A 14,555-nucleotide genomic window follows, 5' to 3' on the forward strand; every position below is an offset into this window, starting at 1 on the left:
CGCGCGCGCCGATGCGCCGCGCGGCATCGGCGCGTCCGGTTGAACCGGGCTGGCGCCATCATAATTTCGTCGTCGGCATTGCATTCCTCTCGACGACGTTCGAGGTGTCGACGCCCCCCACGAGGAGACGGGGACCTGGAAAATGGTGGTCGATGGCGTGGAGCTGACCCGCACTCCCTATAGGCCGCTCCAGCGCAATCGGAACGCAGCTCCGGCTGCCATTCAGGACAAAACCGCGAGCTCATACACATTTGAAATTGCTCGTTATTTTTTCGCCTCAATGATTCGGCGGCCGTCGACCTCGGCCTCGCCCGCTGCCGTAGGGAATTCCGCCCTTCGCTCCGGGATCGTAGTATTGTCGTCGGAAACTGCCGACGCACGAGACCGAGGATTTTGCGCATCCACTCGATCCGCGGCGCTCGACGAGATGCACTCCAGACTTTGGCTGATGATCGCGACTGCGGTCGGACGGCGCGGCAAATGGAGGACATGATGGCGTGGCGTGACGACAAGGCCCGGGCAACCCTGATCCGCGATGCAGCGGGCAGCGTGCCGCCGGGCAAGAGCCCCCGGGCCTTTGCCGAGCCCTTGTTCGGCTACAGCAATATCGAGGATCTCGACAATTACGATGCCGCCTCCCTCGCCCTGCTGGCGGAGCACGCCTGGGAGCATGTGCAGCGGCGCACGTCGGGCAGCGCCGATATCCGCGTGGTCAATCCGACGTTGCCGAACGGGCGCGAGATTTCCGTGCTCGAGATTCTCAACGACAACATGCCTTTCCTGTACGACTCCACGATGGCGGAGCTCGCCGAGCAGGGCATCGAAGTCACCCTCGTCGCCCACCCGATCATCGCCGTGGAGCGCGATGCCGAGGGCAAGCTGCTGCGGTTCTACGGCGAAGCCCTGCCGGAGGGAGCAAGAGGCGCTCGCGAAAGCCTGATTCACCTCCACATCACCCGCCTGGACGCCGACGCCGATCGCCAGAAGCTGATCGACAGGCTCACCAGGGCGCTGAGCAACGTCCGCGCCTGCGTCACCGACTGGCGCGCCATGCGTGACCGCGTCGAGGAAGCAATCAAGACGTTCTCGTCCAATCCGCCGCCGCTGCCGATCGACGAGGTCGCCGAAGCCAATCAGTTCCTGCAATGGCTCTGCGCGGACAATTTCACGTTCCTCGGTGTGCGCGAATATCGCTTCTCGCCCGACAGCGATGCGTCCGACGACATCACGACCGGCGAAGGCCTCGGTATCCTGCGCGATCCCGACGTGAAGGTCCTGCGACGCGGCAACGATATGGTGGTGATGACATCGGAAATTCGCGAGTTCATGCACGAGCCGACCCTGCTGATCGTCATCAAGGCCAATGTCTCAAGCCTCGTCCATCGCCGCATCCGGATGGATTATGTGGGCATCAAGCTCTACGCACCCGACGGCCGGCTCGAGGGTGAATTGCGCGTCGTCGGCCTTTTTACCTCCGGCGCCTATACCCGCTCGGTGCGGCAGATCCCTTATGTGCGCCACAAGGTTTCGCGGGTGCTGCAGCGCGCCGGCTTCGACCCGAACGGCCATTCGGGTAAGGCGCTCATGCATATCCTCGAAGATTATCCGCGTGACGAGCTGTTCCAGATCGACGTCGACACGCTCTACAACTTCGTCATCGAGGTCCTGATCCTCTACGAGCGCCCGCGCGTCCGGGCGCTGGCGCGGGTAGACAAGTTCGATCGCTTCGTCTCCATCCTCACCTTCATTCCGCGCGACAAATACGACACCGACGTCCGCACGCGCGTCGGAGCCTTCCTGTCGCAGGTCTACAAGGGAACCCTGTCGGCTTCCTACGTATCGTTCCCTGAAGGCGCGCTTGCGCGCGTCCACTTCATCATCGGGCGCTATGAAGGCAAAACGCCCGTCGTCGAGCGCGCCACGCTCGAGGCCGGCATCAGCGCCATTGCCGCGACCTGGATCGACAAGCTGAAGGCCGCGCTCACTGCGTCGACCGACGGCATGCGGGCGCGCATGATCGCCAATCGTTATGCCCAGGCCTTTAGCGGCGGCTATACCGAGGTTTTCACGGCGGAGCAGGCAATCGCCGATATCGCTACCATCGAAAGGCTGACGCCAGCCCGCCCGGTGACGATTTCGGTGCACCGCGACAGCGGCGATGACGATCCCAGGCGCTTCGGCCTGAAGGTGTTCTCCGACGCCGCCCCCCTATCGCTGTCCTATCGCGTGCCGGTGATCGAAAATCACGGCCTGCGCGTGGTCAACGAACGCACCTATCAGATCGTGCCCGGCAACAGGCCGGAGCCGGTCTGGCTCCACGACATGACGATCGAAACCAGTGATGGCCAGCCGATCGAGATCAACCCCGAATTCAGCCATCGCCTGGAAGCCTCGATCATGGCGGTGGTCACGGATCGCGCCGAATCCGATGGATATAACGCTCTGATCCTGCGCACCGCACTGGGCTGGCGCGAAGTCTCGACCATCCGGGCGCTGTCGCGCTACCTGCACCAGATCCGCGCTCCGTTCACCCAGGATTACATGTGGGAGACCTTGCGCAAGAACGCCGCGATCACAGCCAACCTCGTCGCGCTGTTCCAGACCCGGCGCGATCCGCGCCTCGTGCTTACCGATCGCGAGCGTTCGGCGCGCGAGACAACTCTCCTTGGCGAGATCGAGGAGCAGCTCCAATCCGTCGCCTCGCTCGATGAAGACCGCATCCTGCGCCGCTTCACCAATCTGGTGCAGTCGACCATCCGCACCAATCTTTGGCAGATCGGCGAAGACGGACATCCGCGTCCGGTGATCTCCTTCAAGTTCGACGCACGGCGGATCGACGATTTGCCGGCGCCGCGGCCTCTTTACGAGATCTTCGTCTATTCGCCGCGTGTCGAAGGCATTCACCTGCGGTTCGGCAAGGTTGCGCGCGGCGGCCTGCGCTGGTCCGACCGGCCGCAGGATTTCCGCACCGAGATCCTGGGCCTCGTGAAGGCGCAGCAGGTCAAGAACGCCGTGATCGTGCCGGTCGGCGCCAAGGGCGGCTTCGTGCCCAAGCGCCTGCCGCCGCCGTCCAATCGCGACGCCTGGCTCGCCGAGGGCACCGAGGCCTATCGCATCTTCGTCCGCTCGCTGCTCGAGCTCACCGACAACCTCGATGGCGACGCCGTCGTGCCGCCCGATTCCACCGTGCGCGATGACGGCGACGACCCCTACCTCGTCGTCGCCGCCGACAAGGGCACGGCCACCTTCTCCGACATCGCCAACGCGATCTCGGCCGAGAAGAACCATTGGCTCGGCGATGCCTTCGCATCCGGCGGCAGCCAGGGCTACGACCACAAGAAGATGGGGATCACGGCGCGCGGCGCCTGGGAGGCGGTCAAGCGCCACTTCCGCGAGCTCGGCACCGACATTCAGACCGTGCCTTTCACCGCTGCCGGCGTCGGCGACATGTCCGGCGACGTCTTCGGCAACGGCATGCTGCTGTCGCCGGCGACAAGGCTCGTGGCGGCGTTCGATCACCGCGACATCTTCATCGATCCCTCCCCCGACCCATCGATCAGCTTCGCCGAACGCAAGCGTCTCTTCGACCTGCCGCGATCGAGCTGGCAGGACTACAACAAGTCGCTGATCTCGCATGGCGGCGGCGTGTTCTCGCGCCTGCTCAAGGCGATCCCGCTCGCACCGGAAGTGCGCAGCCTTCTCGATCTCGACAAGGAGCAAGCCACTCCGTTCGAGGTAATGACGGCGATCCTGAAAGCGCGCACGGACCTGTTGTGGTTTGGGGGCATCGGCACCTATATCCGCGCATCGGGAGAGAGCGACGATCAGGCCGGCGACCGCGCCAACGATCCGATCCGCATCGCCGGCACTGACGTTCGCGCCCGGGTGATCGGCGAAGGCGCCAACCTCGGCGTCACCCAGCGCGGCCGTATCGAAGCGGCACAGAAGGGCGTCAAGCTCAACACCGACGCCATCGACAATTCGGCCGGCGTCAACACCTCCGACGTCGAGGTCAATATCAAGATCGCGCTGGCGCGCCCGGAGCGCGAGGGACGCCTCAGTCCCGCCGACCGCAACAGCCTGCTTGCCGCAATGACCGACGAGGTCGGCGCGCTGGTGCTGCGCAACAACTATCTTCAGACGCTGGCGCTCTCGCTCGCCGAACGCAAGGGCGTGGCGGAGACCGGCTTCCTCACCCGCCTGATGCAATCGCTCGAGCGGCGCGGCCTGCTCAGCCGCGCGGTGGAGTTCCTGCCCGACGACGCGGCGCTCACCGAGCGCACACGGCGTGGCCAGTCCCTCGCGCGGCCCGAGCTTGCCGTGCTGCTCGCCTACGCCAAGCTGACCCTCTACGAGGACCTGCTCGTCACCGGCGTGCCCGATGATCCCTATCTGGCCCGCGAGCTATCGCAGTACTTTCCGCACGAGATTCAGGACAAATTCCCGACCGCGGTCGAATTCCATCGCCTGCGGCGCGAGATCATCGCGACCAGCCTCGCCAATGCGGTGATCAACCGCGGCGGCCCAGCCTGTGTCGCGCGCCTCGTCGACGAGACCGACGCCGATATCCCGATCATCGTCATGGCCTATGTGGCGGTCGACGAGTGCTACGGACTGAAGTGGCTCAATGACGCGATCGATGCGCTCGATACCTGCATCGACGGCCAGGTGCAGCTGTCCCTCTACGCTTCCGTGCAGGACCTGCTGCTCTCGCGCATGGTCTGGTACGTGCGCCATGTCGATTTCAGGGACGGGCTCGAGGCCGTCGTCGCGCGCTTCGGCCCGGCGATCCGCCAGATCGTCGCGGGGCTCGACACCACCCTGCCGCCGGACATGCAGGCCGTGCGCACCAAGCGGCGGCAAGAGCTGACCGACGCCGGCGTTCCGCCCAGCCTTGCCGGCGAGCTCGCCGATCTCGACGCTCTGGTCTCGGCACCCGATATCGTGACGGTTGCCGAGCGCACCACGCGCCCCATCGGCGATGCAGCCGCAACCTTCTTCGCCGCCGAGGCGAATTTCCGTCTCGACCGGATCATCGCCGCCGCGCGCAACGTGCCGGCAAACGATTATTTCGAGCGCATGGCCATCGATCGCGCCGTTGAGCAGATCGCCGGCGCCGAACGAAGGCTGGCCGCCGATATGCTGGTAACAGGGCACTCCGGCCATCCGGCCGTCGAGACATGGCTCGCGGCTCACCCCGAAGCGGCGCGCATCCGCCGCTCGGTCGAGGAGATTGCTGCCAGCGGCCTGACGCTTGCCAAGCTGACGGTGGCGGCGAACCTGCTGGGGGATCTGGTCAAAGTCTGAGAGCGTGCGAGCAAGCGATGTGAAACTTCGCTGGCGAACGGAGGAACCCATGATCCACGCCACTTGCCATACCGCCGACAACGTCCGCTGCATCGAGTTCGATGCCACGCCTTGGTTCAGCGAGGCTGACGCTCCGCGCATTATCGATCTGGCCCAACGAGGATGGACCAGCTCCGCGATTGCAGAGTCGCTCGAGCACCGACGAGGATACGAAGGCCTGCACGACCTCGTTGAGTATGCGGCGAAGCGACTGCAATCGGAATCCCTGGAGGACCCGGCCTGGGAAACCTTCGCGTGCGTCGTCGATGGGCCAGAGGCTCTGGCCTGGCTCGCGAAGAACCGGCCTGAAGTCGTGGCAAGGATCCCGTAAAAAACGGGAAGCGTAGCAAGGGCCACAATGAATCTGGGGCAAACGGAGCGGAAATAGCGCGCCCGGAACTCGTCGAGCGTCCGACCCAATTGCGGCATTCGAGGGCGAGGCCTATGCTGGCGTCCGGCAATCACGCGGCCGCCCATCGTGCGGTGGAGGCAGCCTCACGATGGATGGCTCGCATACCCATCCGGAGGCCAAGCCATGACCATTGCCCCCACGCTCCACCGATACCTGGCTGCCGAGAAGATCCAGTATGCCGAGATCCCGCACGTTCTCACCATGTCATCCGCGCGCACGGCGCAGGCCTGCCACGTCTCGGGCGATCGTTTCGCCAAGGCCGTCGTGCTGCGGCATGACGGCGGTTATATGCTCGCGATCGTTCCGGCATCGCACCGTCTCAACTTGCCGGACTTGAAGGAGAAGCTCGGCGCGGATCTCGTGATGGCGAACGAAACCGAGATCAACAGGCTGTTCGCGGACTGCGCGCACGGAGCCGTTCCGGCAATCGGCCGGTGCTACGGGCTCGATCTCATCGTCGATGACAGCATCCGGGCGCAGCCCGAGATCTATATCGAAGCCGGCGACCATGAGACGCTGCTCCAGTTGACGCACGCGCAGTTCGAACGGCTGACGGCCAATGCGCCGCATGGACGCTTCAGCACGCACAGTTGACGCAGCATGGCGGCGGGATGATTTCCCCTGCGCCTTCGTCGCGGCGCGCGTGCGGTCGCGCCCGGTTCGTAGTATAGTCGCGTCACGGGGGCTGCGTTCACAACGGAGGTCCTCCATGAAGGTCAAGGACGTGATGCACAAGGGCGTCGATTGGGTCAGCCCCGACACCCCGGTCACCGAGATCGCGAAGTTGATGCAAGGGCACGACGTCGGCTGCATTCCGATCGGCGATGACGACCATCTGATCGGGATGGTGACCGATCGCGACATCGTCTGCAAAGGCCTCGCGAGCAAGAACTTCAACGCCGCGCGCGCGACGGCGCGGGACGTGATGACCGAAGGCATCCATTGCTGCCGGGACGACGACGATCTGGCGAAAGCCGTGCATCACATGGAGACGCTGAAAATCCGCAGGCTGCCCGTGATCAACAAGAGCAAGCGGATGGTCGGCATGATCAGCCTGGGTGACGTCGGCCAATTCGCCACCGTTGATCTGTTGACCCAATGCGTCAAGGGCGTGTCGGCCCATCATTGATGGCGACCGCCACCCGGCGCCCGGAACTTCGTCGCATCGCGCGCAGGCGCGCTGCCGGCGAACGCGCACGCCATGACACGCGACCTGCCAAGAAGCTGCTCCGTCGTCTGCTCGCCCCCATTGTCACCTGTGCAGCTAATTCTTCAATTCGTTCTTCAGCTCATTCCTGGCGTTCCGCATCTTGCTCGCACCCCGGAGCGGGGGCGTCGGCGGCGGAGCCGGATTTGCCCAGCCTGCCATCTGCAGGCAGGTGAGCAGATCGACATAGCTTTGGATTCCATCTGCCGAAGCCTCGCCTTCGCAACTTTCACGTATGGGACCCGGAACGGTCAGCCAGGTCGAACTCAACTGCTGCTGCGCAATTGTCTCATCACGCATGCATTCGCCGGCGTCCTGCGCCGGGGCGAGCCCTGAGGCCTTGTCGTCAGCGGAAACGTCGCGGCAGAGAGCTTCCACGTTGAAGACGGGCACGCGGTCCGAAATCGGCATCGCGGGCTGGCCAAGAAGCGGCAGGACCAGAAGCGCTGCTTTCATGAGATCCTCCCTTGAATCGGGTTGGTCGGGAAAGCTCGGCGAAGGTTAGGCCAGGTTTGTTTCCGGCCGGCTTCGCCCGGCCTGCAAAGGGTTTCGTTCTTGCCCGATTGCGGGTCGCAGCCAAGAGACTGATCACGGCGCGCCACGGCCGATCACGAAGCTTACCCGGGTCTTTGCACGTAGAGCGAGACAAACCGGTCGATCATCGGGTTGATCTGCTCCGGCACCTCCAGCGACAGGAAATGCCCGGAGCCGACGGCCTTGGCCGTGACCAGTTGCGGGCACAGCTCCGCAAAGCGATCCAGATCCGCGAGCCGATGGGCGGCTTCGATGTAGAGCACAGGGACCCGGCACGCCTGGGCGCACTCGCGCGCCCGATGCCCATCCCAGGGGAACAGACTTGTAAACGTGGACACCAGCACGTGCTGTGGCGTCGCCAGAAAGGTCTGTTCAACATGGGCGCGGCATCTGTCGGTCGGCAGACAGGAGTCCGCCACGATTTTCCGGACCTCGTCCGCAAAATTCGCGCCCTTCAAGCCCTCCAGATACCCGGCGAACACCGTCCCTGCCGAGGCGGGGAAGAGCACCCCTGAATCGAGCAGCACCAGGCCTGCAGGAAAGTCCGGATAGCGGGCGGCGATTTCGAGCGCCATGTTGCCACCCATGCTTTGACCCACGATGACCGGCCTTGTGATCTGCTGTCGGTTGCACAGAAAGACGAGATCATCGGCGAAGCCTTCGATCGAATACGCCTGTTGCGGCTTGTCGCTCTCGCCATGCCCCCGCAGCTCGGCATTCAATGCCCGACCTTGACGGGCGAAATACTCCATCTGCGGCGCAAAATGCGTGCGATCCCCGCCGAGGCCGTGGACGAACAGGAATTGAAGCGGTCCCGCGCCGGCAATGTCGAAGGACAGCTGGATTCCGTCATGCGCGAGCTTCATGGGTCATCTCCGTATTCACCGAAATGTCCAGGCGTCTCTGGCGAGACCTCAATCTAAACGGCCCATCACGGCCGGTGAAGATGGGCACTGCTGCTTCGCCGTGGTGCCATGCTGCGGCGGCCGACCAAGCGCTCCGGCCGCACATTCGCATGATCTGGGAAGCGTGCGGCCAAGGCGTAGCTGCCCAGGGCCGAGCACAACGCGAGGCGGCGTGTGACGAGGCTCGCCAGGAGGGCGTCCGTCATCTGTCTCGGACTACGCGGCTATGAAAAGGGAGAAACCGTGCGGCGATGTCGTCCGGCACAAAAACGGCAGGTCTTGGAGTGCAGGTATTGTACCGAAATGGCGCGCCCGGAACGATTCGAACGTCCGACCCTCAGATTCGTAGTCTGATGCTCTATCCAGCTGAGCTACGGGCGCGTTTTTCGCGAACAGTGCGGGCTGGGCCCGCAGGCAGCCTCCGGACAGCGCCGGAGGGGTGCGAAAGAGCGCTCTGACTAACCGCTCTTGTCCCGATTGGCAAGGTCCGGGATGGGGAGATTTTGCAGGGAGATGACGGTTTGGGTGTCATTCCGGGATGGCCCGAAGGCACGGCCCCCGGAATGATGAGAGACTGTCGGCCTCTGGCCGACTACGCCCTCTGCCGCTCGTTGCGGATGGAAAGAAGTTCCACGGGGCGGTCGGGGATGACGATCCGGAAGGTGGCGCCGATGGTGCCTTCGACCAGATGGATCTCGCCGCCATGGGCGCGGACCAGCTCGGCGGCGATGGCCAGACCAAGCCCGCTGCCGCCGGGTCGGCCGGAGGTCTGGAACGCCTCGAACAGATGGTCCCGGGTCTTCTGGGGCACGCCGGGGCCGGTGTCGGAGACCTCCAGAATGGCGACGGCGCCTTCGCGTTTTCCGGTGATCCGGATCTGCTGCGCGCCGCCATCGCCCGACGAATGGCTTTCCAGCGCCTGGGCGGCGTTGCGGACGAGGTTGAGCAGCACGCGGAAGAGCTGGTCGGGATCGGCATCGACGGCGAGCCCGCGCTCGATCGCGGCGACCCAGACGATTGCAGCGTCGGAGGCAAGACCTGCGGTCTCGCGCACCTCCAGCACGACCGGCTCGATCAGGATCATGCGGCGGTCAGGCGCCGCTTCCTGGGCGCGGCCGTAGGACAGCGTCGACTGGCAGAAGGCGATGGCGCGCTCGAGCGAGCGCACCAGCTTCGGGGCAAAACGCTGCACCCGCGGATCCGGCACGCTGGCGAGTTGGTCGGACAAAAGCTGGGCCGAGGCCAGCAGATTGCGCAGATCGTGGTTGATCTTGGAAACGGCGAGGCCGAGGGCGGCGAGCCGGCTCTTCTGATGCAACATCGACATCAGATCGCGCTGCATGTCCGACAATTCGCGCTCGGCGACGCCGATCTCATCGCTGCGCTGGCTCGGCACGATGATGCGCGCCGAGCTTTCGGGGTTTTCGTGGAAGCCGACCAGGCTCGCGGTCAACCGCCGCATCGGGCGCACGAAGAGATAATGCAGCACGAGATAGACGAGGCCCGCGGTCAGCACCGCGATGATCAGCGCGACCACCACGACATTGCGGGAGAAGCGATACATCTGCTGCCGCAGCGGCAGCTCGTCGGTCACGATCTCGATGAACTGGGCATTGCCGACGCCGGGCCCGACGATGCGGATGGCCTGGTTGCCGGTCTCCAGCATCATCCGGAACGAGCCGGTGATCGCCTCCCATACCGTCATGTCGCGCAGGTCGATGTCATGCTCAATGGCTGTGGGAAGGTTGTCGCTGGCGAGCAGCCGTCGCTGCTGCCCCATCTTGATGGCGACGGCGCGGGCATTGATGCTTTTCAGGATCTGCCGCGACAGCGAATCGGGGACCATGCCGAGCGGGGCGGCGTCGAGCACGAGCGCTGCTGTGTTGGCCGCCGCGACGCGGTCATTGAGCCGGTTGACCCAGAAGTTGGCGATAGCGGGCACGTAGAGCAGGACGGCGGCGATCATCACCAGGGGGACGGTGAGCAGCAGCAGCTTGCCGGACAAGCCAAGCCCGCGCGCCCCGCGGGGCCGCAATGCCGGCTGGCCCGGCTGATCCGTATCCTGGACCGGCTGGAGGTCTGTCGCTGCCACGAAATTCGCCCCTATTGGCTTGTAATAGAGCTTGGCTGATGGAGGATGCGACCCGCCCGGGGGACGGTCAAATTACGGATCGCTAATCTCCCTTGGTGGGATGTAAGCGCGGATATCGCGAGTCGCTACCTCAAGGGTTAAAAACCCCGCACAAACAGTGATATTCACCGAAATCGTGCGCTCTTGTGACGTTGACGAAAAGAAGACGCTCCCTTATAAGCCGCGCAAATTGTCCGCGATGACCCGGTGTGACGCCGGGAGCGGCTCTCTTGGGGCCGAAAAGGGCCCATTTTGGGCCGCATCTTCCGGACTTTACCATCAATTCTACAGGCAAATTGCCCGGTCAGCGGAGAAAAACCCGTGAAGCGGACTTATCAACCCAGCAAACTGGTGCGCAAGCGCCGTCACGGCTTCCGTGCTCGTCTCGCCACTGCCGGCGGCCGCAAGGTTCTCGCCGCCCGCCGCGCGCGCGGCCGCAAGCGTCTGAGCGCCTGAGCCGGACCCCCATTTTTGGGATTTCATCATGGATCGGCTGAGGCAGCGGGCGGATTTCCTCGCCGTTGCCAATGGCGCGCGGGCGAATAGTCCCGCGTTCGTCCTGCAAAGCCTTGATCGCCGAAGCCTTGGCCGCGACGACAGCGGCCCGATCCGGATCGGCTTCACCGTTACCAAAAAGAACGGCAACGCCCCCGAACGCAATCGCATCCGGCGCCGGCTTCGCGAACTGGTGAAGCGGCTCGATCCGGTGTCGGTGCAGCCCCATCATGATTATGTGCTGGTTGGCCGAAGGGACGCGCTCTCGCGCGACTTCGCCACCATGCTCGACGATCTGCGCATAGCGTTCACGAAGCCTGCGCGGCATACGCACAAGGGACGCGGCTCAAGACCCGACGGCTTAAGGCCCGGCCCCGCTCCTGCGACCAGCCGCAAACCGGATTGATGACGAGACAATAGTGATGACCGACAATCGCAATACCATCCTCGCCGTCATTCTCTCCGGCCTGGTGCTGATCGCCTGGCAGTATTTCTACAACGTGCCGGCGATGGAGAAGCAGCGCGCCCAGCAGCAGGCGCAGGCCGAGCTCCAGAAGAACACACCGCAGCCGACCGCCTCCGCGACGCCGGGCGCAGCCCCGCAGCCCGGCAGCCCGGCCCAGCCGTCAACACCGGCCGCGAACCAGGCCCAGCCGGTCGTTGCCCGCGACAGCGCGATTGCGGCCAGCCCGCGCGTGAAGATCGACACGCCGCGAATTGCCGGCAGCATCTCGCTGAAGGGCGGTCGCATCGACGACATCGCGCTGGTGCAATACCGCGAAACGGTCGATCCGAAGTCGCCGCCGATCATCCTCTATTCGCCCTCGGGCACCGCAGAACCCTATTACGCCGAGTTCGGCTGGGTGCCGGCGACGGGCGTGACGGCCAAGCTGCCGGACGCCCAGACCGTCTGGCAGCAGGACGGCAGCGGCAGCCTGACGCCGACGACGCCGGTGGTGCTGAAGTGGGACAATGGCGAGGGCCTCACCTTCCGCCGCACCATCGCGGTCGACGACCATTATCTCTTCACCATCAAGGACGAGGTGAGCAATGTCGGCAACGCGCCGGTCACGCTCTACCCGTTCGCGCTGATCTCGCGCCACGGCACGCCGCAGGTCTCTGGCTACTACATCCTGCATGAAGGCCTGATCGGCTATCTCGATGGCTTGCAGGAATACGCCTACAAGAAGATCGACGAAGCCAAGTCGGTGAACTTCAAGGCCACCAATGGCTGGCTCGGCATGACCGACAAGTACTGGGCCTCGGCACTGCTGCCGGACACCAGTGCGCAGCTCCAGGCGCGCTTCTCGTCGAACCCCGTCGGCAACGTCCACACCTACCAGACCGACTATCTGCTCGATCCCGTCACCGTCGCGATCGGCGGCACCGCGACGGCGAATGCGCGGCTGTTCGCCGGCGCCAAGGAAGCCGGCGTCGTCGGCGTGTTCCCGTTCGCCGGCCTCGGCGGCTACAACAAGGCGCTCGGCCTCAACCATTTCGATCTGTTGATCGACTGGGGCTGGTTCTACTTCATCACCAAGCCGATGTTCCTCGGCCTCGACTTCTTCTACCGCTTCTTCGGCAATTTCGGCATCTCGATCCTGCTCGTGACCGTGATCGTGAAGCTCCTGTTCTTCCCGCTGGCGAACAAGTCCTACGCCTCGATGGCGAAGATGAAGTCGATCCAGCCGCAGCTCCAGGCGCTGAAGGAGCGCTTCCCCGACGACAAGGTGAAGCAGCAGCAGGAGATGATGGAGATCTACCGCAAGGAGAAGATCAATCCGGTCGCCGGCTGTCTTCCCGTGGTGATCCAGATCCCCGTGTTCTTCTCGCTCTACAAGGTGCTGTTCGTCACCATCGAGATGCGGCACGCGCCGTTCTACGGCTGGATCAAGGACCTCTCCGCGCCGGATCCGACCAACCTGTTCACCCTGTTCGGCCTGATCCCGTTCGATCCGACGACGATTCCGGTGTTCGGCCACTACCTCGCGCTCGGCATCTGGCCGATCATCATGGGCATCACGATGTGGTTCCAGATGAAGCTGAACCCGACGCCGCCGGATCCGACCCAGCAGCTGATCTTCAACTGGATGCCGTTGATCTTCACCTTCATGCTGGCGGGCTTCCCGGCGGGTCTCGTGATCTACTGGGCCTGGAACAACACGCTCTCGGTACTCCAGCAGAGCTTCATCATGCGCCGCAACGGCGTGAAGGTGGAGCTGTTCGACAATCTCAAGGCGACGTTCGCGAAGAAGGCGACGTAGGTCTCCGTCATTGCGAGGAGCTCGTGACAAAATTGCAAAGCAATTTTGCACTGAGCGACGCAGCAATCCAGAGTGCCTCCGCGGATGCATTTCTGGATTGCTTCGCTTCGCTCGCAATGACGCGGTAAGCAACTGAAAGCCTTCGCATGACCGACGACAAAGATGCGAAGCTGATCGAAACCGGGCGAAAGCTGTTTGCCCGCGACTGGCAGTTCATCTGGGCCTCGCCCTCGGTTGCGACGCTGCCGCCGATGGAAGGGCTGGAGATCGCCTTTGCCGGCCGCTCCAATGTCGGCAAGTCCAGCCTGATCAACGCGCTGACCGGCCGCAACGCGCTCGCGCGCACCTCGCATACGCCGGGCCGCACCCAGGAGCTGATCTTCTTCGAGGTCCCCGGCAAGAAAGACCTGCGGCTCGTCGACATGCCCGGCTATGGCTATGCCAAGGCGCCGAAGTCGCAGGTCGCATCCTGGACCGAGCTGATCCACAAATTCCTGCTGGGGCGCGCCTCGCTCGCCCGCGTCTACGTGCTGATCGACGCGCGGCATGGCCTCAAGGACGTCGATCTCGAAATCCTGGGGACGCTCGACCGTTCCGCGGTGAGCTACCAGATCGTGCTGACCAAGGCCGACCAGGTGAAGGCGTCCGAGCTTCAGTCCCGCATCGCCGAGACCGAGGCCGCGCTGGCAAAACATCCGGCAGCGTTTCCGAACGTGCTCGCGACCTCGTCACGGAGTTCGACCGGCATGGCCGAGTTGCGCGCCGCGATGGCGAAGCTACTGGAAGAGCGAAGCTCGTGATGACTCGCCTGTTGCTCGCGCTTGCCGGTTTGATGGGCGCCGCCGGCGTCGCGCTGGCCGCCGCCTCCGCGCACGGCGCCGATGCCAGCCGGCTCGCCTCCGCCAGCGCCATGCTGCTGTTTCATGCAACTGCCATACTCGCAGGTGTCGCCCTGCTCGCGCGCGGCCTTCTGCACGGCGGAATTGGGCTCGTCGCCGCGTTTGGCTTCGTGATCGGCGCCGCGCTGTTCGCGGGCGACCTGACCTTGCGGCAATATGCCGGCCATTCGCTGTTTCCGTTCGCGGCGCCGACCGGCGGAACGGTGATGATTGCGAGCTGGCTGGCGGTGACGCTGGCCGCGGTGGCGGCGCGGAAGTGACGCTTCATCTTACCCTCCCCCTCCAGGTAGGGCTATCGCATATGGGCAAGGACGGAGAGGAGAAAGTCGTTATTCCACCTCGCCTGGAGCATTTTGTGGCTG

12 protein-coding genes and 1 tRNA gene are annotated in these 14,555 nt (G+C 64.3%); 9 read left to right on the top strand and 4 right to left on the bottom strand.

All coding sequences use genetic code 11. The features are described from left to right. Nucleotides 1–480: 480 nt before the first annotated feature. From JQ627_RS14205 to JQ627_RS14220, 4 genes are all read left to right on the top strand, one after another. A complete protein-coding gene (locus JQ627_RS14205; RefSeq protein WP_212484799.1) occupies nucleotides 481–5,307 on the top strand; it encodes an NAD-glutamate dehydrogenase in 4,827 nt (1,608 codons plus the stop codon). A gap of 49 nt (nucleotides 5,308–5,356) precedes the next feature. After that, nucleotides 5,357–5,677, top strand: coding sequence for a hypothetical protein (locus JQ627_RS14210; protein ID WP_212484800.1), 321 nt, complete (start codon nucleotides 5,357–5,359; stop codon nucleotides 5,675–5,677). 204 nt (nucleotides 5,678–5,881) lie between these two features. Beyond that, the gene (locus JQ627_RS14215) at nucleotides 5,882–6,352 is read left to right on the top strand and encodes an aminoacyl-tRNA deacylase (RefSeq protein ID WP_212484801.1); all 471 of its coding nucleotides are present in this window, start codon (nucleotides 5,882–5,884) and stop codon (nucleotides 6,350–6,352) included. Nucleotides 6,353–6,467: 115 nt separating this feature from the next. Continuing rightward, on the top strand, nucleotides 6,468–6,887 hold the full coding sequence (locus JQ627_RS14220) for a CBS domain-containing protein (protein ID WP_212484802.1): 420 nt from the start codon (nucleotides 6,468–6,470) through the stop codon (nucleotides 6,885–6,887). A 135-nt stretch (nucleotides 6,888–7,022) separates the two neighbouring features. Here the strand turns inward: JQ627_RS14220 and JQ627_RS14225 are convergent, their stop codons facing one another. From JQ627_RS14225 to JQ627_RS14240, 4 genes are all read right to left on the bottom strand, one after another. Beyond that, a complete protein-coding gene (locus JQ627_RS14225) occupies nucleotides 7,023–7,421 on the bottom strand; it encodes a hypothetical protein (protein WP_212484803.1) in 399 nt (132 codons plus the stop codon). 161 nt (nucleotides 7,422–7,582) lie between these two features. Beyond that, complete coding sequence (locus JQ627_RS14230) at nucleotides 7,583–8,365, bottom strand: alpha/beta fold hydrolase (protein ID WP_212484804.1); 783 nt, start codon at nucleotides 8,363–8,365, stop codon at nucleotides 7,583–7,585. 343 nt (nucleotides 8,366–8,708) lie between these two features. Further along, nucleotides 8,709–8,785 (bottom strand) — tRNA-Arg (locus tag JQ627_RS14235). 211 nt (nucleotides 8,786–8,996) lie between these two features. Beyond that, on the bottom strand, nucleotides 8,997–10,496 hold the full coding sequence (locus tag JQ627_RS14240) for a HAMP domain-containing sensor histidine kinase (protein ID WP_212484805.1): 1,500 nt from the start codon (nucleotides 10,494–10,496) through the stop codon (nucleotides 8,997–8,999). A 360-nt stretch (nucleotides 10,497–10,856) separates the two neighbouring features. Between JQ627_RS14240 and rpmH the strand changes: the two genes are divergently transcribed. The 5 genes from rpmH (at nucleotide 10,857) to JQ627_RS14265 (ending at nucleotide 14,453) form a co-directional block, all read left to right on the top strand. Continuing rightward, nucleotides 10,857–10,991: a 50S ribosomal protein L34 gene (gene rpmH / locus JQ627_RS14245; protein ID WP_008542748.1), complete on the top strand. Its 135-nt coding sequence runs from the start codon at nucleotides 10,857–10,859 to the stop codon at nucleotides 10,989–10,991. Nucleotides 10,992–11,019: 28 nt separating this feature from the next. Continuing rightward, a complete protein-coding gene (gene rnpA, locus JQ627_RS14250; protein ID WP_212484806.1) occupies nucleotides 11,020–11,436 on the top strand; it encodes a ribonuclease P protein component in 417 nt (138 codons plus the stop codon). Between the two features lie 16 nt (nucleotides 11,437–11,452). Beyond that, a complete protein-coding gene (gene yidC, locus JQ627_RS14255; RefSeq protein ID WP_212484807.1) occupies nucleotides 11,453–13,294 on the top strand; it encodes a membrane protein insertase YidC in 1,842 nt (613 codons plus the stop codon). Between the two features lie 146 nt (nucleotides 13,295–13,440). Continuing rightward, a complete protein-coding gene (gene yihA, locus JQ627_RS14260; protein ID WP_212484808.1) occupies nucleotides 13,441–14,094 on the top strand; it encodes a ribosome biogenesis GTP-binding protein YihA/YsxC in 654 nt (217 codons plus the stop codon). Further along, entirely contained in the window at nucleotides 14,094–14,453 is a 360-nt protein-coding gene (locus tag JQ627_RS14265; protein ID WP_212484809.1) for a DUF423 domain-containing protein, read from the top strand. Before yihA ends, JQ627_RS14265 begins: the two co-directional genes overlap by 1 nt. Nucleotides 14,454–14,555: the final 102 nt, after the last annotated feature.

It is taken from the genome of Bradyrhizobium liaoningense, assembly GCF_018130785.1.
Classification (GTDB): Bacteria; Pseudomonadota; Alphaproteobacteria; order Rhizobiales; family Xanthobacteraceae; genus Bradyrhizobium; species Bradyrhizobium liaoningense_A.